Below are 20502 nucleotides of genomic sequence, written 5' to 3'. Positions count from 1 at the left end.
TGCTCGACCTACGGGAGCTTCAGCTACCTGAAGTACGGCCCCATGCGCCTGTTCAGTCAGCTGGCCCAGGACTGCGAGCTGAAGACCGGCAAGGTGATCTGGGTGGCCGGCCACTCCGGACCGGAGACCGCCGACGACAGCCGCACGCACTTCGGCGTGTTCGGGCCGGGCGTCACGCAGCTCTTCCCCGACGGCCACGTCTGCGACCTCCACCCGTGGGAGTACAACGAGGTTCCGGTGCTGTTGGCGGCCGCGCTGCGCGGTCCGTGGCCGATCGTGGCCCTGCACCTGACGCGTCCGCCGGTGACCATCCCCGACCGCGACGCCCTGGGCATGGAGCACCACTTCGCCGCGGCGAAGGGCGCCTACCTGATCCGCGACTACGAAGTGGGCACGCCGCGCGGCGGGTGCATCCTCGTGCAGGGAACGACGAGCACGGCCAACGTGCTCGAACTCCTGCCGCAGCTCGCCGAGAAGGGTCTGAACGTGAAGATCGTGGCCGTGCCCAGCCCGCAGCTCTTCGCGGTCCAGCCCGAGAGCTACCGCAACGAGCTGCTGACCCCGGCCGATCGCTGGGACTCGACCTACATCACCAACCGCAGCCGCCGCCTGATGCGCGACTGGGTGTTCAACCCCCTGGCCGACGAGTACGCCATGAGCAGCGACTTCGACGACCGGTGGCGCACCGGCGGCAAGCTCGACGAGGTGATCGAGGAGGCGCATCTCGACACCACGAGTCTGCTCGAGGGGATCGAGCGCTTCGTGAAGGAGCGTCCCGATCGTCTGCAGCGGCTGCGCGACGGACTGGGATCGGTCGAGGACTGACCCCGGCCCCGCTCTCCGCCCGGACGAGGCCGTCCCCGCCGTCGGGGGCGGCCTTCGTCGTCGGGGCCGATCCGTGCTAGCCTGCGCGCCGTCGACGCTTCCCGAACCACGGACCACGACCATGCCCGGCCCCGTCTACACCCCCATTGTCGGTACCCTCGGGTACGTTCTCAGCCCCGACGGGAACCAGGTCCTGCTCGTCCACCGCAACGCGCGCGAGGACGACCAGCACCTCGGCAAGTACAACGGCCTGGGCGGGAAGATGCATCCGGACGAGGACGTGGTCACCTGCATGCGCCGCGAGCTCCACGAGGAGGCCTCGATCGAGGTCACGCGCATGAGCCTGCGCGGAACGGTCAACTGGACCGGCTTCGGGCCCAAGGGCGAGGACTGGCTGGGCTTCCTGTTCCGGATCGAGGCCTTCGAGGGAACGGTGCCCGAGCGCAACGACGAGGGAACGCTCGAGTGGCACCCCGTCGATCGGATCCTCGAGCTGCCCATGTGGGAGGGTGATCGGCTGTTCCTGCCGTTGGTCTTCGACGACGATCCGCGCCCCTTCCACGCCTACATGCCCTACGACGGCGACCGGCCGCGCGACTGGACCTGGGTCCGGCTGTAGCCGGGGCACTGGCCCTGACGCGCCCGTGCCTGTAGGCTCCGCTCCGCCTCACGTCGACACGGAAAGGGAAACCCCATGGAAACGGGACTTCGCGACAAGGTCGTTCTGATCACCGGTGCGTCCGGTGGCATCGGCAATGCGCTCGCCCGCGTCTTCGCCGACGAAGGAGCGATGCTCGTCCTGCAGGGACGCTCGCAGTTCGAGGCGTTGCAGGCCTTCGCGGCCGAGCAGGGCTGGCACGATCGGGCCCTGTGCCTGCAGTTCGACGTGGCCGATCGCGAGGCGACCTTCGAGGCCGTGCGTCGTGCCGCGGTCCACTTCGGCCGCATCGACTGCTGCGTGGCGAACGCCGGCGTCTGGCCCGAACCCGACATCCCGCTGTACGCCATGAGCGAAGAACGCGTGCGCAGCACCGTCGACACGAACCTGCTCGGCGCAGTGTGGACCACCCAGGCCTTCCTGGATCAGCTCGCCGAGAACGGGCCACGTGACGACGGCGACGGCGCTTCGTTGGTGTTCATCGGATCGACGGCCGGCCGTTTCGGCGAGCGCGACCACGCCGACTACAGCATGACCAAGGCGGGCATGAGCGGGCTGGTACGCACGCTCAAGAACGAGATCGTGCGGATCGATCCCTACGGGCGCGTGAACATGGTCGAACCGGGCTGGACGGTGACGCCGATGGCCCGCACCGCGCTCGCCGACGACCAGGGTCTGAAGCGGGTGCTGCAGACCCTGCCCATGCCCCAGCTCGGACGCGCCGTCGACATCGCGCGCACCGTGGCGGTCCTGTGTTCGCCGAAACTGTCGCGCCACACGAGCGGTGAGATCCTCACCGTGTCCGGGGGCATGGAGGGCCGCGTGCTGTGGGAGCGCGACGCGATCGACACCGACGCCGTGCGTCGCCGGATCCGGGACGAATCATGAGGCCGCGGATCGTGGTCGCCGCAGCACTCCTGCTCGCCGCCTGTGGCGCCGACACCGCCCGCGTCGAGGATCTCGCCTCGGAGTCCGCGCCCGCCACCGGCCTCGAACTTCGATCGGCCTCCGGCACCCGCGACGGAGACCGCACCGAGGCCCGCTTCGAGTTCTCCGACGGCACGCGCACGCTCGTGCTCGAGCTGGCCCTCTCCTACGATCCGCAGCCCGTGCTCGCCGGAGGACGATGGTCGCTCGGGACCGACGGCGGAACGATCCGTGCGGAGTCCGTGCGCTTTGTCGGCGGCCAGGGGGAAGGACCCAGTGTGGGCGGGGTGTACGTGCTCCGTGACGACGACGGCGACCGCTTCCGGGTGCACCTGCCCCTCACCCGTGTGGCGGACCCCTGGTCGGCCTCGCCCTGAGTCCGATCGACGGATCGTGCCTCGGAGCACACGCCTGGGCCGCGACCGAACACCACCGCTTCCCGGAGACGGCCCGTGCGTGACGCAAAGCCTCCCGATCCCGTCGCCGACGAACCCCTGTACCGACAGGTGGCCCGGCGGATCGAGTCGATGATCGAGGGCGGAACCTTCGCGCCGGGCGAGCGCCTTCCCTCGGTGCGGCGTCTCGGCCGGCAACTGTCGGTGAGCGTGACGACCGTGCTCGAGGCCTACCGTCTCCTGGAGGAACGACAGCTCCTCGAGGCACGACCCCAGTCCGGCCACTACGTCCGCACGCCGCCGCCGCGCGCGCCGATCCCCGCGCGCACCGCGAGCGCCGATCGGCCCGGTCCGCCCGAGGTGTCCGACCTCGCCCTGCGCTTCCTCCACGAGGCGCAGCGGCCGGGCGTCCTGCCGCTCGGCGCCGCCGTCCCGCACCCCGACTTCCTGCCCCTGGCCCGCCTCAACCGCCTGCTGGTCCAGGCGGTGCGCCGGGATCCCTCGGCCAGCCACTCCTACGACCAGGTGGCCGGCCTCGAGGCCCTGCGCGTGCAGATCGGCCGGCGCGCGCTCGACGCGGGTTGCGCTCTCTCCCCCGAGGAGATCGTGACCACGAGCGGAGCCCAGGCCGCGGTCCACCTCTGCCTGCGAGCGGTGACGCGACCCGGGGACACGGTGGTCGTCGAGACGCCCACCTACTACGGACTGCTCGAGGCCCTGGAGTCGTTGCACCTCGAGGCCCTGGAGGTCGCCACCGATCCGCGCACGGGAATCCTGCTCGAGGAACTGGAATCGGTGCTCGAGGCCCGCGCCGTGGCCGCCTGCGTCCTGTCGCCGAACTACGGAAATCCCCTGGGCCACTGCATGCCCGACACGCACAAACGCGAACTGCTCGCCCTGCTCGCCCGACAAGACGTCCCGTTGATCGAGGACGACGTCTACGGTGAGCTGTCCTTCGACGCCACGCGCCCCCGCGCCGCCAAGGCCTTCGACCGCGACGGGCGCGTGCTCCTGTGCTCGAGTTTCTCGAAGAGCGTCGCGCCGGGCTACCGGATCGGGTGGACCGCACCGGGGCGCTACCGGACGCAGGTCGAGAAGCTCAAGTTCAGCAGCTCGGTGGCCACGGCCACGCCCACGCAGATGGCCCTGGCCGCCTTCCTGGCCGACGGCAGCTACGAGCGCACGCTGCAACGCCTGCGCGGGACCTACCGTGAACTCAGCTCCCGCATGGCCGCGGCCATCGCCCGTGACTTCCCGCCGGGCACGCGCGTGAGCCGCCCGGACGGCGGGCACGTCCTGTGGGTGGAGATGCCCGAGAGCGTCGACGCCGTGGCACTGCACGAGGCGGCGCTCGAAGAAGCGATCAGCATCGCACCCGGGATCCTGTTCTCCGCCAGCGGCCGCTATCGCAACTGCGTGCGGCTGAACTGCGCGCTGCCGTGGGACGAGCGCCTCGAGACCGCATTGCGTCGGCTCGGGGAGCTGGCCCGGCAGCAGGTCGGAGCGGCCCGCTGATCGACCGTCTCGGCCCACTCCGTCGCGAGCCGTCCTGCCGCGGACTTGGCCCGCGGTGCGGACTCGTCCTAGTGTGTCGGTTCCTTCTCCCCCGACCCGGGCCCGTCCGATGCTCCACCGATTCCCGCTCTCGCTGGCCGTGCTCGTCGCGTCCGTCACCGGCGTGTCCCTCGCCCGCGCCCAGGACGCCCCCGACGGCTCGAGCGACTCCCCCTACGTGATCGAGATCCCCGACTCGGTCCGCACCACCTACACGTCGAGCGCCGACGAACCCCTCGTGCTCGAGACCCAGGAGGTCACGGCCCGGCGCGTGGTCCGCGAGGCCGGAGCGGATCGGGTCGAGATCGGCGAACTGCTGCTCGAGACGCGCGACGGCGGCTCGGTGGCCGACCTCGGAACGCTGCTGCCGTCGACGCAGTTCACCGTGAACTCGCGTGGCGAAGCACTCTTCCTGGTCCGGGGTTCCCAGGAACGCCACCTGCGCGTGGAGCTCGACGGGATCCCGCTGACGGTGCCCTGGGACGAGCGCACCGACCTCGGCCTCCTGCCGCTGATCGGCGTGGGCGAGATCGTCGCGCACCGCGGTGTGAACAGCGCGCTCGATCCGCCGAACACCCTGTCCGGATTGATCGAGATGAGGACGCGGCAGCGGAAGACCCCGGGCCACCAGACGCGCCTGCAGGTGATCGGTGCCGAAGCGAACGGACTGCAGGCCGGCCTGCTGCACGAACGGCGTGACGGACCGTGGTCGACGACCGTCGCCGCCGAACACCGGCGCCGCGACGGCTTCCTGCTCCCCGGTGACGCGGACCTGGACTTCCACCAGGATCCCGACCGCCGCCTCCGCCTCAACAGCGAGATCGAACAGACCGCTCTGCTCGCGCACTTCGGGCGCGACGTGGGCGAGACCGGCGACGTGCGCCTGCTCCTGCAGGCCAGCGACGCGTCGAAGGAGGTCCCACCCGAGGGTCACGTGGCGGACGCCCGCTTCTGGCGCTACCCGACGACCCAGCGTCTGCTGGTGGGTCTGGCGAGTGATCTCCACCGCGGACCGTGGAGCGCCGAGGTGGCCGCGTCACTGGACCTCTACGGTCAGGTGATCGAGAGCTACGAGAGCGCCGACTACGAGACCATCGAGGACGTCGAGGAGAACGACGACCGCACGCTCCTCGGGCGTCTGGTCCTGCGCCGCGACCTGGGCGAGCGGTGGACCCTGGCCGCCCGCGCCAGTGCACGGAACAGCCTGCACGAGGACAACCAGGGCGCGGGCGCCACCGAGCTCGAGATCGAGCAGAACCTCGTGGCCACCGGCGCCGAGGCCACCTTCCGTCCCGATGACGTGTGGCGAGTGCGCTTCGGCGCGGGTTACGAGGGCGCCACCACCCCGAAGACCGGCGACAAACCCTCGCGCGACGGTGACCACGAGCCCGTGGTGCACGCAGCCGTCGAGCACGACGTCGGGCGCGCGCACCGCGTGCACCTCACCGCCTCCCGGCGTCCCCGCTTCGTGTCGATGCGCGAGCTCTTCTCCGGTGCGCTCGAGCGCTTCCAGGTGAACCCCGACCTCGGGCCGGAGACCCAGAACTCCTTCGAACTCGGTTGGTCGCGCAGCAGCGACCGCCTCGATCTCTCGGCCAACGGCTTCTGGACCGAGATCGACGGTTCGATCGAGCAGATCCGGCTGCCGAACGGCCGCCGCCAGCGAGTGAACCTCGACGCGGTGCGCAGCGTCGGGGTCGAACTCGGCCTGGTCGCGCGTCCGCTCCGGGGTCTGACCCTCGACCTGCAGCACACCCAGATGGTCACCCGCAGCGAGGTCGACGGTGATTTCGACGGCCGCGTGGCCGACCGCCCCGACTGGCTGAGCACCTTCGCCGCCAACTACGTCCACCCCAGCGGGCTGCTCGCGCGGGCGGAGTTCGTGGGAGTGGGTCCGCGCTACTCGCTCGACGACCGCAAGGACCCACCACTGACCCCGTTGACCCGGATCGATCCGTCGCTGCGCTTCAACGTGCGCATCGGCTGGCGCCACTTCGGCACCGGGTGGTACCAGGGCAGTGAGATCTTCGCCCGGGTGGACAACGTCTTCGACGCCGACACCGCCACGCAGCTCGGGCTGCCCGAACCCGGCCGGACCCTGCGCCTGGGCGTGCGGGTCGACGTCGGCGGCTGACCCACCGAGCCGGGAGGACCCATGGCCACCTACGCGATCGGCGACGTCCAGGGATGCCACCGCACGCTGCTCGAGCTGCTGCGGGCGATCGAGTTCGACCCCGATCGCGATCGCGTCTGGTTCGCCGGAGATCTGGTGAACCGCGGCCCGCGCTCGCTCGACGTGCTGCGCTGGGCCCGGGATCACGACGACTGCATCGTCTCGATCCTGGGCAACCACGACGTCCACCTCCTGGCCCGCTCGATCGGAGGAGCCCCTCTGCGCCCGAAGGACACCTTCGGCGACGTGCTCGACGCTCCCGATCGCGACGAGCTGATCACGTGGCTGCGCCACCGACCGCTCGTGCACGAGGAGGGCGACTTCCTGATGCTCCACGCCGGCGTGCTCCCGGTCTGGGACCGCGCCCGCGCGCTCGAACTGGCCCACGAGGCCGAACGCGCACTGCGCGGCCACGACCACGTCGAGTTGATCATGTCGCTGGCCGAGAAGCAGGCCGTGCACTGGACCGACACCCTCGATCAGGACGCGCGCATCCGATCGACGATCCGCGTCCTGTGCAACCTGCGCACCTGCACGCCCGACGGGCAACCCGCCTTCGACTTCGCGGGGCCACCGAGCGAGGCGCCCGAGGACCGCATCCCCTGGCATCGATTCCCGGGTCGGCGTCCGCTCGGCGCGACGGTGGTCTGCGGTCACTGGGCGGCGCAGGGCCTCGTGGTCCGCGACGACATGATCGCGCTCGACACCGCCGCCGTGTGGGGCAACTCGCTCACGGCGATCGATCTCGACACGCTCGAGACGACGGCAGTTCCGCTGCACGACGAGGTGGACGTCTAGCCGCCGGTCTCCACACGACGTCGCTGCGCCACGTGCGCCAGGGCACAGGCCAGCGTGAAGTACAGGGTGAACTCGACCTCGTCGTCGGTCTGGAAGACCTGGAAGAGACCCGCCGCCAGCAGGGCGACGTGCGCGGCGAGTGCACCGACCACGATCCAATCGGCATTCCCGTCGGGGCGCCGCCTCCATCTCCACAGGAACACGATCAGCGCTCCGGCGAACAGGAGCCCGAACCCGAGCATGGGAATGCCGCCATTGACCGCCTGCATGAGGTAGTCGTTGTGGGCGTGCGCGCGGCTGTCGTAATCACCCGGGACCTCGTGGCCGAGCATCATCGCGCGGAAGTTCCCGGGACCGAATCCCGTCCACGGCCGGTCGGAGATGCCGTCGATACTGCTCTGCCACAACAGCAGACGGGTCTGCTCGGTCGACAGATCGAGCGCGTCGACGTAGCGCTCGCGCATGGTCGGACTCACCAGGGCGGCGACCACCGTCACGGCCAACACGACGGCGGCCACCAGACGCCGCTTCCACGGCAACACGAGGAGCAGCACCGCGAACCCGGCGAGGGCACCGATCTGGGGACTGCGCGCGTAGCTCCAGTACAGCCCGAGCGACAGCAGCACCAACGTCGACACGCCGAATCCGCGGTGGACGAGCCCCCGGGTCCGTGCACCGGTCCCGCCGAACACGACACGGGCCAGGGCCAACAGCCACAGCACCACCACGTGACCGCCGTAGGTCAGATGGTGATTGTAGAAGGCCTCGATCTCCCACCGGTCGCCGCGCATGGGCGGAACGTGGTCTCGGAAGGGAATCGACCCCGTCAGGTACTGGAGGATCCCGAACACGGCCACGAGCGCACCGACCGCGACGTAGACCACGAGCACACGGTCGACGCGGGTCCGCGCGAAGACCATGAGACCGGTCGCCGACAGCAGGAAGAGCTTGATCCACAGCTCCTTCGCCCAGGTCAGCCATTTGGCCGGGTAGGGGTCCGCCGTGGCCGTGGCCAGCGCACTCCACAGGACCATTCCCAGAACGCCGACGAACACCCAGCGCGGAATCGCCGCACGGGCCGGAGCGTGCAGGGCCAGCGCGACCGCCCCGGTCACGAGCACGGTCACACCGAGGATCGACCCGGCGGCCAGCGAGAAGGGCGTGGCCACGACGAAGGCGTACACCAGGAAGGCCGCGGTGCTTCGGAATCGATCGGCGGACATGGAGAGGCGGCACCTGTCGGCGTCGGCTGCGCCCTCACGGCGCCGCCGGTGGAGGATCCGGTCGGAGCGGCCGGAGTCTATCCCCCCACCCCCGTCGTCACAAGAGTTCACGACGATGCGGAACTGTAGGCGCGGAGGGCTCGCTTCCACACCCAGAGGGTGATCGCGAACATCGCGACGGTGACCGCGAGCAGGTGGCCGACGATCGTCCACGTCGGCTCGTCGAGCACCGCCCTGGCCGGGAAGCTGGCCATGAGACCGAAGGGCAACACGGTGACCAGGATCCGCCGGACCCAACCGTGGAAGATCGCATCGGGCCGTTCCATCGCCCGCGTCAGCAGAAAGAACACCGACCCCAGCCCCCGGCCCGAATGGATCCAGAACACCGGCAACAGCATCAACAAGTGCACCAGGGCGTACAGCACCGTTCCGTTGACCAGCATGAACGCGAACACCGCGAGTTCGCCGGCCCCGGGCCACACCGGCAGCCGCGCCAGAGCCCACACCAGCACTCCCGCGGCCAGCAACAGGTTCACGAAAGAGTTGGCCGCGAACTCGCGCAGGGTCAGGAAGAAGAGCGGCGAGACCGGCCGCACGAGATAGTAGTCCAGATCCCCCTTGTTCACGTGGATCGGCAACCAGTAGAGGTTGTTCGCGAACACGGTCATGTTCAGGCCGTCGACCACGAGATAGGCGCCCACGAAGACCATGACCTGTCGCTCGTCCCATCCCGCCAGCAGATCGGTGTGCACGTAGAGCACGCGGTAGAAGCCGATGTTCACGGCGTAGTAGAAGGCGTCCATGACCACGCGGAACCAGAAGTCCACACGGAACTCGAAAGCCTTCGAGAACGAGAACCTCAGGAAGTACAGATACAGGTGGAGATATCGGGCCATCAGATCCCCACCCCCGTGTAGCGCCGTGAGCCGCGCGCGTGGATCCATCGGGCCAGCGCCGCGAAGGCCACCGTCCAACCCACGAGCAGGGCCATGGCCTTCACGTAGGCGCCGGGTCCGATCTCGCCGAGGATCGTGCGGATCGGAAACGACAACAGGGGCGCGAAGGGGAGGACCTCCAGGATCTGTTGCCCGAGCTCGGGGAAGAGACTCAACGGGATCATGCCACCGCCGAGCAGGCGGATCGCGAAGCGCAGCATGACCAGCAGGCTCCACACGTTGTCCGCCCAGTAGGCCACCAACTCCAGGCACGCCGCCATGTGGAAGTACAGCGCACTGGCCGCGATCGCGGCGATCACCCCGAACAGGAGACCCACCCAGGTGATCTCGAAGGGTTCGGGCACTCCACGCCAGGAGACGTACACACCGAGGGCCAGGAACAGTTGCACCAGTGCGATCGTCGACACGGCCAGGTGCAGCACGTACTTGTAGCCGAACAGGGGAACCGGATACACGAGGTACCGCGTCAGCGTGCCGTCGTAGATCTCGTTCGACAGGAACCCCATCTCGGGACCGCGGGAGATCTTCTCGACCAGAGGCACGAGCAGGTAGTACAGCACGAGCGCCTGCAGTCCCATGCCCCCGACGGTTTCGGTGCCGCGCGCGCGCAGGATCGCGTCCCAGAGGAACCACGCCAGGCCCACCTGCACGATCAGCGAACCCGCGAAGTCGAGCCAGAAGTCCACGCGATAGCTCAGGAGCTTGCGCAATTCCGACGACCAGGCCGGAAGGATCCAACCGTACCGAGTCCTCATCCCCGCCCCTGCTGCAGAGCCTCGATGATCGTCCCGATCTCGGGCTCTTCGATGCTCAGGTCCCGCACCGGCAGGTTCGCCAGGACGTGTCCGGCGGCACCGGCCACGTCGTCGCGGGCCACGCGGAGACGCAGCACGTCCTCTTCGTGGTCGATCAGCTGCATACCGGGTCCATGCACGTGTCCGCGGAAGTCCCGGTGGGCGTGCTCGGCCTGCAGGTGCACCACGATCACCTTGTCGCGGGCGTAGTCGCGCATCAGCCGGTCACGCGATCCGTCGTAGACGACCTCGCCCTCGCGCAGGATGACGATCCGCGGGCAGAGGCTCTCGATGTCCTCCATGTAGTGCGAAGTCAGGATCATGGCCGGCTGCCGCTCGCGCTGGTACTCGAGGATGAATTCGCGCATGGCGCGCTGGGCGGTGAGGTCGAGTCCGATCGTCGGCTCGTCGAGGAACACGACGTCGGGATCGTGCAGGAGCGCGGCGATCAGCTCCATCTTCATGCGCTCGCCCAGACTCAGTCGGCGCACCTGGACGTGGAGCTGGTTCTTCACGTCGAGCGCCGTGGCCAGGCGCTCGAGGTTCTCGGCGTGGCGCTCGGGCGGGACACGGTAGATCTCGCGCAGCAGCAGGAATCCGTCGGCCGCGGGCAGGTCCCACCACAACTGCGCCTTCTGCCCCATGATCAACGCGATGCGGCGACGGTAGTCGTCTTCGCGCTCCCAGGGGGTGTGGCCGAGGACCCGCGCCTCGCCCCCACTGGGGTGCAGGATCCCGGTCAGCACCTTCACCAGCGTGGTCTTGCCCGCCCCGTTCGACCCCACCAGTCCGACGATCTCGCCGGCCCCGACCCGCAGGTCCACGCCCTTCAGCGCGTGTTTCTCGACCTGTTCACGGACGAACAACGCCTTGACCGAGGCCCGCAGGCCGGGGCGCTTGCGGTGCACGCGGTAGGTCTTGCGGAGGTCGTGGACTTCGATCAAGACGAGGCTCGGATTCGGGGTGTGGGCGGCGGATCCGCGACCGGAGTTGATCCGGAAGGCGGACCCGTGCGAAGAAACAGCAAGGCCCCCGGGTCCGCCAAGACGGCGCCGGGGATCCGCGTTCCCCTTTCCGAAGCAGGAGACCCGACGTGACCCCGAAGTTCCGCTCTCTGCCCACGATCCTGGCGGTGGCCCTCGCCATCACCACCCTGGCCACGACCTTCGCCGTCGCCGCCGGCACGGACAGCAAGGAAGAACCCGCGAACACCGCCGAGAGCCTCTACAACGAGGGCCTCGAGTTGGCCGAGCAGGGCCGCTACGCCGACGCGCGCGAGAAGTTCGAGGCCGCCCACGCCGAAGACGACCGTGACCCGGAGACCGTGAACATGCTGGCCTTCACGCTGCGCAAGACGGGTGAGCTGGAGAAGGCCTTCGCTTTGTACGAAGAGGCGCTCGCGCTGCGCGACCGCTTCCCCGAGGCGCGCGAGTACCTGGGTGAGGCCCACCTCCAGGCCGCGCTGCAGCAGGTGGAGATCCTGCGCTCGTACGGGCCGGACGGGGCCGAGCAACTCGAGTCGCTGCTGGGTGCGATCCAGCGGGCGGCGGCCGACGCCGCGGGCGAGGACTTCGAGGTGCAGCCGACGAACTGGTGATCGGAGGCGGCCGCGCTCCGAGTCGGGGCGCGGCCGGGTTTCGCGGTACCAATCCGGGTCGGTTCGACGCTATGCTCCGCCGATGCGGCCCTGCCCCGAATGTTCTCATCCCAATCCGGACGACGCGACGGTCTGCGCCGGTTGCGCGGCGCCGCTGGGCGCGCTCGACGCCACGAGGATCGTGGGCCCGGGGTCCCCGGCGGGCGAAACCTCCGCCCCCGACGATCCGGCCCACGTCTTCGCACCGGGAACGATGCTGGCCGGCCGCTACCGCATCGTCGCCCTGCTCGGCCGCGGCGGCATGGGAACCGTCTACCGTGCCGACGACCTCAAGCTCGGACACTCGGTCGCCCTGAAGTTCCTGCCCACCGGTCTCGAGAGCGACCCCGATCGTCTGCGCCGTTTCCTCGACGAGGTCCGCACCGCACGGCAGGTGAGCCACCCGAACGTCTGCCGGGTGCACGACGTCGACGAGATCGACGGGCGCCACTTCCTGAGCATGGAGTACGTCGACGGCGAGGACCTCTCGTCGCTCCTGCGCCGCATCGGCCGGCTCCCGGAGGAACGGGCGGTGACCGTGGCGCGGCAGATCTGCGCCGGCCTGAGCGCGGCGCACGAGGCCGGCGTCCTGCACCGCGACCTCAAACCCGCCAACGTCATGCTCGACGGCCGCGGCCGCGTGAAACTGACGGACTTCGGCCTGGCCAGCCTGGTCGACGACTCCGACTCGACCGAGGTGCGCGCGGGTACGCCCGCCTACATGGCCCCCGAGCAGCTCGCGGGCCGTGAGGTCACGGTCCGCAGCGACATCTACGCACTCGGCCTCGTCCTGTACGAGCTGTTCACCGGCCGGCCGGTGTTCCACGCCGACACCGTGGCCGAACTCTCCTCGATGCACGCCTCGAGCCTGCCGTCGCGGCCCAGCAGCCATGTCCGCACGCTCGACCCGGCGATCGAGCGGGCGGTCCTGCGCTGTCTCGAGAAGGACCCCGCCCACCGTCCCGCCTCGGCGATCCAGGTGGCTGCGGCCCTGCCGGGCGGCGACCCACTGGCCGCAGCCCTGGCCGCCGGCGAGATCCCTTCGCCCGAGTTGGTCGCCGGAAGCGGCGCGCGCGAGGGACTGGCGACCTGGAAGGCCCTCGGCCTCGGCGTGCTCGCCGTCGCATTGATCCTCGGGGGTTCGACCTGGGCCGCGAGCATGAGCTGGATCGCCTACGTGCCCTTCGAGAAGCGCCCTGCGGTCCTGCAGGACCGCGCCACCGAGCTGATCGCCGAACTGGGTTACACCGAAGAGGCCTACCGCGACCCGGCGGACCGGGCCTGGGGATGGTTGATCTGGAACGGCGTCCTGCAGGCCGTGGCGGCCGCGGACTCCTCGGCGGCTCGCTGGGACAGCGTGCGCGAACGGCCGGACGTGGGTGGCTACTGGTACCGGCAGTCACCCCGATGGATCGTACCCGAGGCCGAGGGAATCCCCGTCCTCGTGCGCGGCCCGGTCGGGATCGTCGATCCGACGGCGTCGGTCGCCGGCGAGGTCTCGGTCCTCTTCGACCTCGACGGCAGTCTCCGCCGCTTCGAAGCCCTGCCCCGTCGACTCGCGCGCGAAGGACCGAGCGAACCCGACTGGACACCGCTCTTCGAGGCGGCCGAGCTCGACACGTCGCGCTTCCGATCGGTGCCCCCGCGGTACCAGCGCTTCCTCGCCCCCGACCTCCGCCGGGCCTGGGTCGGCACGATCGCCGCCCAGCCGGGCGTCGAGTACCGGGTCGAGGCAGGAGCCTCGGAGGGCCGACCCGTCCTGTTCAACGTGACGCAATCCTCCACACTGGAATCGCTGGCCACCGTCGAGCGCGCCGGCCGGATCTCCGGACTGGACCTGCTGTGGGAGGCCATGCCCGCCATCCTGATCCTGGCCGTGGTCGTGTGGGTCGCAGTGGCGGCGACGCGGAACTTCGATCGCGAACGGGTCGACGAGCTCGGTGCCCACCGCTTCGCGATCGCGATGTTCATGTTGTCGTTCCTCGGAACGGCCCTGCGCTCGCACCTCCTCTGGACCCCGCAGTTCCCGGCGGAGGTGTGGAATCTGATCGCGGGCTCCACGTTCATCGCCGTGGTGTCGTGGGGACTCTTCGTCGCGGCCGAACCGCTCTGCCGCCAGGTCTGGCCGTCGATGTTCGTGTCGTCCTGCCGGATGCTGCGCGTCGATCGCACCGGGGTCCGCGACCCCCTGCTCGGACACTCGGTCCTCGTGGGGCTGATCGCGGCCGGACTGCTCTTCACCGTGCTCGTCCCGGGATTGCGCTGGCTGCAATCCCTCTTCAGCGAAACGGCGTCGTGGCCGCTGAGCATCAACCTCGATCTGGTGACGGGCGGCCGCCTGGCCCTCGGCAGCGTCCTGAACGTGACCATGGCCGTGGCGATGGCCTTCCTCAACGTGGCCGCACTGGTCGTGATCCAGCGCATGGTGCGACGCCGCCGCGTGTCGATCGTGCTCGCCATCGTCCTCTGGGTCCTCATCGACGAGCCCGGCACCGTGAACGGCTTCGTGATCTCGCTGCTGGCCCACGTCGGCCTGATGATCGTTCTCCTCCGGTGGGGCGCGCTGGCCATGGTCGTGGCGACCGTCGGACAGGGTCTCGCGTGGCACGCCCGGGCCGTCGACCTCACGCACTGGACCAGCGAGGGGGCGGTGTTCGCGTTGATCGCCCTGGTCGCGATGGCGGCCTACGGCGTCTGGGCGGCCACCGGCAAGGCCACCGCAACGGCCCACTGACCGTTCGCCGCGAGCGCTGGACAGCCGAAACCACGCTCCTTACCCTTTCGTACTCCGAATCCGATTCGCGCGAGGAGTGACCGCCGCCTGCCCCGGACCGCTCCCACGACCACTGGCCCCTCGAACCACGAGAGATCCAGCCATGACCCGACCCCGACCGTTGCGTACGGGATTGCCATTGCTCGCGCTGGTGATCCTGCTCGCGCCGTCCCTGGCGACGGCCCAGACCAAGCTCCTGCGCTTCCCCGACATCCATGCGAACAAGGTCGTCTTCTGCTACGCGGGCGACCTGTGGACCGCACCCGCCGGCGGCGGCTCCGCGGTGCGTCTCACCACCCATCCGGGACAGGAACTGTTCCCGCGCTTCTCGCCCGACGGCAAGTGGATCGCCTTCACCGGCCAGATCGACGGCGACGAGCAGGTCTACGTGATCCCGTCCACCGGGGGCGTGCCGAAGCAGCTCACCTTCTACCCGGCTCGCGGTCCGCTGCCGCCGCGCTGGGGCTACGACAACCAGGTCTACGGCTGGACGCCCGACGGCGAGAAGGTCCTCTTCCGCTCGCTGCGTGACGGCTGGGACCTGAGCGACTCGCGTCTCTACACCGTGGGCGTCGAGGGCGGCCTGCCCGAGGCCCTCGCGATGCCGGTGTCCGGAGGCGGGGATCTGTCGCCCGAGGGCGACCGGGTCGTCTACTCGCCCCTGTTCCGCGATTTCCGGACCTGGAAGCGCTACCAGGGCGGCTGGGCCACCGACCTCTACATCTTCGACCTCGACACCCACGAGGCCACGCAGGTCACCGACCACGTCCGCAGCGACCGCGATCCGATGTGGATCGACGACGAGATCGTCTTCACCAGCGATCGCGACGGCAAACTGAATCTGTACGCCTACGACGTCGAGGACGACACCATCCGTCAGCTCACCAGCTACACCGACTGGGACGTGCGCTGGCCGGCCGCCGACGAGCAGGGCCGGGTGGTCTACGAACTCGCCGGAGAGCTGCGGATCTACGACACCAACGGCGGCATGGACACCGGGATCTCGATCACGGTGCCCACCGACGCCCTCGCCATGCGGCCCGAGCGCGTGGACGCCAGCGGCGACGTCGAGGGCTGGGCTCTGAGCCCGAAGGGCAACCGCGCTCTGGTCGTCGCTCGCGGCGACATCTTCAGCCTGCCCACCGACGAGGGCTTCACCCGCAACCTCACGAACAGTTCGGACGCCCACGAGCGGCTGGCCAGCTGGTCGCCGAACGGCCGCTGGATCCTGTACGTGAGCGACATCACCGACGAAGAGGCCCTGTACCTGATGCCCCGGGGCACCGAGGACGCCGAGCCTCGCCTGCTGACCGACGAGGCCACCGGTCGTCTGTACGCTCCGAAATTCTCGCCCGACAGCGAGATGGTCGCCTACAGCGACAAGGAAGGCGTGATCCGCGTGGTCGACGTCGAGAGCAGCCGCGTGCGCGAGGTCGCCGACGAGCCCCAGGGCCAGGTCACCGACTACGTGTGGTCGCCCGACTCGAACTGGCTGGCCTTCAGCATGACCGATCGCAACGGCTACAACTCGATCCATGTGTGGAGCCGCGGCGAGAACGAGACCCGCCGTGTGACGGGCGAGCTCTTCAACGAGTTCCAACCCACGTGGGGACCGAACGGTGACTTCCTCTACTACATGAGCGACCGCGGCTTCCAGCCGCAGATCGGTTCGATCGAGTGGAACTACCTGGTCGACCGCGAGACCGGAGTCTACGCCCTCGCTCTGCGCGAGGACGTCGAGCACCCGCTGCCCCCGCGCGACGACGAGGTCGAGATCGAGGTCGAGGAAGAGGAGAACGGCGACGACGAGGAGAAAGCCGAGAACGGCGAGGAAGAGCTCGAGATCGAGATCGACTTCGACGGCCTGGCCGATCGCCTCGTGGCGCTGCCGATCGAGCTCGACAACTACTACGGAATGAGCATGGCCGACGACAAGCTGCTCTTCGTGCGCAGCGGTCCGTTCTACTACGGTCGTGGCAGCGACATCCGTCCCTCGATCCACTTCTTCGACTTCGACGAGCGCGAAGTGAAGAAGGTGGCCGACGCCGGCGGCTACGCCCTCAGCCACGACGGCAAGAAGATCCTGGTGCGCGGCGGTGGTGCGTTCGAGCTGCTCGACGTCGCTCCCGACGCCAAGGGCGAGCGGGTGAGCGACGGCGACATGCACGCCGACGTGGACTACGCGCAGGAGTGGGAGACCATCTTCGACGAGGTCTGGCGCCGCTTCCGCGACTTCTTCTACGTCGGCAACATGCACGGCTACGACTGGGAGGCGATCGGCGAGCGGTACCGCGAGCTGCTGCCGCACGTGGCCCATCGCAGCGACCTCAACTACGTGATCGGCGAGATGATCGCCGAGCTCAACGTGAGCCACGCGTACATCTCGGGCGGCGACTACGAGATCCCCGATCGTCCCGACGTGGCTCTGCCCGGCGCGCGCATCGAGTTCGACGCCGACGACGGTCGCTACCGGCTGGCCGAGATCTACCCCGGGCACAACGCGGAGACCCGGTACCGGTCGCCGCTCACCGAAGTCGGCATGAACGCCGCCGCGGGCGACTACCTGTTGGCCATCGACGGGGTCGAACTCGACGAGAACTCGAATCCCTACGAGATGCTGCGCTACAAGTCGGACCGTCCGGTGACCCTGACGCTGAACGAGCGCCCGCGCCAGGACGACGACGTCCGCGAGGTCACCTTCGAGCCACGGACCCAGGAAACGCCGCTGCGGTACCTGAAGTGGGTCGAGGGCAACCGACAGAAGGTGGCCGAGGCCACCGACGGTCGTGTCGGGTACCTGCACATCCCCGACATGGGCAGCAACGGCATCCGCGAGTTCATCAAGTACTTCTACGGGCAGATCCGGAAGGACGGCCTGGTGATCGACGTGCGCGGCAACGGCGGCGGCAACGTCAGCCAGATGCTGATCGAGCGCCTGAGCCGCGAGCTGCTCCGCGTGCGCTACACCCGCACCTACGAGTGGCCGGGAACCTACCCGAACCACGTCTTCCACGGCCCCATGGTCTGTCTGCTGAACGAGACCTCGGCCAGCGACGGCGACATCTTCCCGGCCATGTTCCAGAAGAAGGAACTGGGCCCGCTGATCGGGAAGCGGAGCTGGGGTGGCGTGATCGGGATCACCAGCCACGGTCCGTTGCTCGACGGAGGCTCGGTCAACGTGCCGCAGTTCGGCACCAATGACCGCGAAACCGCCGAGTGGGTGATCGAGGGCCACGGCGTCGATCCCGACATCGTGGTCGAGAACGAACCGAAGGCGGTGCTGGAGGGTCGCGATCCGCAGCTCGAGCGCGGGATCGAGGAGGTCATGATGCGGATCCGCCAGGACCCGCCGATCTTCCCGCCGCGGCCGGACGACCCGGTGCGTGTCGACTGATCCCCGGCCGACCCGATCCGGCCGACTTTCCGGAGGCCGCGGGCGTCACGCTCGCGGCCTTCGTCGTTCCCACCGGCCGCGGCACGGGAAAGACTCGACGCCACCGGCACTGTGGTTCATCGTGGGGCGGTTGTCGGCCGTCCGTGGACCGGGGCTTGCCCCGATCGCGGCGCCGGGTCGACATTGCGTATTGGCTCCCGCGCAGCGCCGGAGCCATCTCGTCCGCCCGCGCCGACGGAAGCCGGCCCGAGCTCTTCTCCGAACGCACGATCCAGAGATCACGAGGAGCCCATGCGATGCGACTCGAGGTGATGCGAAACCACGCCCGCCGACTCACGAACTGGCTGCTGGTGGCAGCCCTGGGGCTGGGCCTGGCCGCCTGTGACGACGACGGCGGCGGAACTCCGACCATTCCCAGCAGCGGGCGCGACGTGGCCTTGCTCCGCGTGGCCCATCTGGCCCCCGACACCGGTCCGGTGTCGGTGATCGTGAACGAGGGCAGCGCGGGCAGCTTCCAGCTCGACGGCGTCGAGTTCGGGACCTTCAGCACCTTCCGCGAAGTCCCCGCCGTCTTCGGAGGGGTCGAATACTCGGTGAAGGTCCGGGCCGGTGGGACCGACGTGATCGACGAGCTCGTCGCGATCGAACGCGGCGACGTGATCACTCTGGCCGCGATCGGCAGTGGAGACCCTTCCCTGGAAGTGTTCCGCGGGGACCTCGACCGCAACGAGACACAGGCCACGGTGAGTTTCGTCCACGCGGTACCCTCGCTCGGAGCCGTGAACGTCAGCCCTCCGGGTATCCAGTCTCCCCCCTTGTTCGGCCCGGTCTCCTTCGGTGAGCGCTCCGGCCGACCCGTACGCCTGAGCCAGGCACGCTACGACTTCCAGGTGCGCGACGCGGAGTCGGGCGCGGTCACGGCGATCTTCGCGGACCTGTTGCTCGTCGCACGCACGGTGTACACCATCTGGGCCGTCGAGACTCCCGAGGGCGGCGTCGCCGCCCTGGTGACGACCGACGTCTTCGATCCGGAGGCCACCGCGACCGAGGTGCGGACCGTACCGCCGGCCACGAGCGACCTCCGGGTGGCACACCTGGCCGCCGAGGCCCCGACGGTGAACGTCCTGGTCGACGGCGAGCCCGTCCCTGCGCTCCAGGGCGTGGACTACAAGGCCGTCTCCGGCTTCCTGAACCTGATCTCGGCGGGACACCGGATCCAGGTCTTCGACGTCGCCGTCGATCCGGTCGCGAATCCGGACGACGCAATCATCGACGCCGAGGTCTTCCTCGAGGCGAACACCGACTACACGGTCGCCGCGATCGGAAACGAGGACGCCGCGATCGACGCCACTGCCGCCGTTCTCCCCTACCGCGGCGAGGTTCCGGCCGAGGCGGGAAGGGCGCTGATCCGGCTGCTCCACGCGAGCTCCCGCGCCTTCGACATCGACCTGCGATTGAGCCGCGAGGTCGACGGCACACCCGAGACCCTCGAGCCGATCCCGACCGTCGCCAAGGGTGGCGGTCTGTCGGAGTTCGCATCGATTCCGGCGGGCACGTGGGACGTGGAGATCCTCCTCCCCGCTCTCGGCAATTTCTCCAGTGTGACCGTCGAGGACGTGACCGTCACCGAGGGGACCACGTCGACCCTGGCCTACATCGGCGTGGCCGGGCAGTCGCTCGAAGTGGTGGTCCTCGAGGAGACCGCGTCGAGCCGCTGATCGGTGGTCCGAGCCGCGACGACGACGGGCCTCCCTCGGGAGGCCCGTTCCCCGTGGTGGGGATCGTCGCCGCTCCGGGTCACGGTCGCGCTCAGAAGACCCACTGCAGCTGCAGCACCGTGAGATGTTGGTCGGGCATCGACTCCAGCCCCGGCAGGGCGTTGGTGTACGCGAGCGTGATCCTCTCCTGCCGGTAGTCCAGGCCGCGGGCGGCGCTGCGACTGTAACTGGCCCCGAACACCCAGTACTCGTCGGCGTCGGCGCCGGTATCGGCGTCGAACTGCTCGTAGCGAGCGAACACCTCGCTGTGCTCGACCAGGGAGGCGGCGCCGAACAGGGCCCACCCGATGGGGTCGCGCGCGGGCACCGCGACACCGTCACCGGTCTCGCCCGACTCGAAGTGCACGCCGAGTGCCTCGGCCTTGAACCGGATGGGCTGGCTGCCCGCGTCCGCGCCGTAGTACACGTGCGCCGACCAGCTCCCGTACGATCGGCCGGATCCGCCGCCGACGGCGGTCTGCGGGCCCCGCGCCGCGTTGTATCCGGCGAACCCACCGATCTCGAGCCCCTCGACGGCGGCGGGCACGAACGCGCCGGCCCCACTCACCGCCATGTCCGTTCGATCCACTCCGCGCGTGGCGTCGACGTCCGAAACGGACTGACGGAAGTTCCCGCGCG

General features: G+C 69.4%; 16 protein-coding genes. 11 read left to right on the top strand and 5 right to left on the bottom strand.

From position 1 onward, the window contains the following. The 7 genes from VKA86_00235 to VKA86_00205 all read left to right on the top strand — a co-directional run. Positions 1–825, top strand: an 825-nt coding sequence (locus tag VKA86_00235; protein ID HKK69613.1) for a transketolase, incomplete at its 5' end; no start/stop codon positions are given. A gap of 121 nt (positions 826–946) precedes the next feature. Continuing rightward, complete coding sequence (locus tag VKA86_00230; protein HKK69612.1) at positions 947–1444, top strand: 8-oxo-dGTP diphosphatase; 498 nt, start codon at positions 947–949, stop codon at positions 1442–1444. A gap of 75 nt (positions 1445–1519) precedes the next feature. Further along, positions 1520–2371: an SDR family oxidoreductase gene (locus VKA86_00225; GenBank protein ID HKK69611.1), complete on the top strand. Its 852-nt coding sequence runs from the start codon at positions 1520–1522 to the stop codon at positions 2369–2371. Beyond that, complete coding sequence (locus tag VKA86_00220; GenBank protein ID HKK69610.1) at positions 2368–2787, top strand: hypothetical protein; 420 nt, start codon at positions 2368–2370, stop codon at positions 2785–2787. Before VKA86_00225 ends, VKA86_00220 begins: the two co-directional genes overlap by 4 nt. 75 nt (positions 2788–2862) lie before the next feature. Continuing rightward, positions 2863–4320 carry a PLP-dependent aminotransferase family protein gene (locus VKA86_00215; protein HKK69609.1) on the top strand — a complete coding sequence of 486 codons (1458 nt, stop codon included), beginning with the start codon at positions 2863–2865 and terminating at the stop codon, positions 4318–4320. A gap of 109 nt (positions 4321–4429) precedes the next feature. Continuing rightward, a complete protein-coding gene (locus VKA86_00210) occupies positions 4430–6493 on the top strand; it encodes a TonB-dependent receptor (GenBank protein ID HKK69608.1) in 2064 nt (687 codons plus the stop codon). 21 nt (positions 6494–6514) lie between these two features. Continuing rightward, on the top strand, positions 6515–7330 hold the full coding sequence (locus VKA86_00205) for a symmetrical bis(5'-nucleosyl)-tetraphosphatase (protein HKK69607.1): 816 nt from the start codon (positions 6515–6517) through the stop codon (positions 7328–7330). Here VKA86_00205 and VKA86_00200 read toward each other — a convergent pair. The 4 genes from VKA86_00200 to VKA86_00185 form a co-directional block, all read right to left on the bottom strand. Further along, on the bottom strand, positions 7327–8553 hold the full coding sequence (locus tag VKA86_00200; GenBank protein HKK69606.1) for an O-antigen ligase family protein: 1227 nt from the start codon (positions 8551–8553) through the stop codon (positions 7327–7329). The genes VKA86_00205 and VKA86_00200 overlap by 4 nt on opposite strands. Positions 8554–8660: 107 nt before the next feature. Further along, complete coding sequence (locus tag VKA86_00195) at positions 8661–9449, bottom strand: ABC-2 family transporter protein (GenBank protein ID HKK69605.1); 789 nt, start codon at positions 9447–9449, stop codon at positions 8661–8663. Continuing rightward, the gene (locus tag VKA86_00190) at positions 9449–10264 is read right to left on the bottom strand and encodes an ABC-2 family transporter protein (GenBank protein ID HKK69604.1); all 816 of its coding nucleotides are present in this window, start codon (positions 10262–10264) and stop codon (positions 9449–9451) included. Before VKA86_00190 ends, VKA86_00195 begins: the two co-directional genes overlap by 1 nt. Continuing rightward, entirely contained in the window at positions 10261–11247 is a 987-nt protein-coding gene (locus VKA86_00185; protein ID HKK69603.1) for an ATP-binding cassette domain-containing protein, read from the bottom strand. The genes VKA86_00190 and VKA86_00185 overlap by 4 nt, the downstream gene beginning before the upstream one ends. 149 nt (positions 11248–11396) lie before the next feature. Here VKA86_00185 and VKA86_00180 point away from each other — a divergent pair, with 149 nt between their 5' ends. From VKA86_00180 to VKA86_00165, 4 genes are all read left to right on the top strand, one after another. Next, positions 11397–11900 (top strand): tetratricopeptide repeat protein, encoded by a 504-nt coding sequence (locus tag VKA86_00180; protein ID HKK69602.1) that lies wholly within the window; start codon positions 11397–11399, stop codon positions 11898–11900. Positions 11901–12081: 181 nt separating this feature from the next. After that, positions 12082–14673: a serine/threonine-protein kinase gene (locus VKA86_00175; GenBank protein ID HKK69601.1), complete on the top strand. Its 2592-nt coding sequence runs from the start codon at positions 12082–12084 to the stop codon at positions 14671–14673. A 142-nt stretch (positions 14674–14815) separates the two neighbouring features. Further along, complete coding sequence (locus VKA86_00170; GenBank protein ID HKK69600.1) at positions 14816–18106, top strand: S41 family peptidase; 3291 nt, start codon at positions 14816–14818, stop codon at positions 18104–18106. Between the two features lie 296 nt (positions 18107–18402). Further along, positions 18403–19824: a DUF4397 domain-containing protein gene (locus tag VKA86_00165; protein HKK69599.1), complete on the top strand. Its 1422-nt coding sequence runs from the start codon at positions 18403–18405 to the stop codon at positions 19822–19824. Between the two features lie 91 nt (positions 19825–19915). Here the strand turns inward: VKA86_00165 and VKA86_00160 are convergent. After that, positions 19916–20502, bottom strand: a 587-nt coding sequence (locus tag VKA86_00160) for a hypothetical protein (GenBank protein ID HKK69598.1), incomplete at its 5' end; no start/stop codon positions are given.

Source organism: Candidatus Krumholzibacteriia bacterium (assembly GCA_035268685.1).
Taxonomy (GTDB): domain Bacteria; phylum Krumholzibacteriota; class Krumholzibacteriia; order JAJRXK01; family JAJRXK01; genus JAJRXK01.
This window is presented reverse-complemented; position numbering and strand designations above follow the sequence as displayed.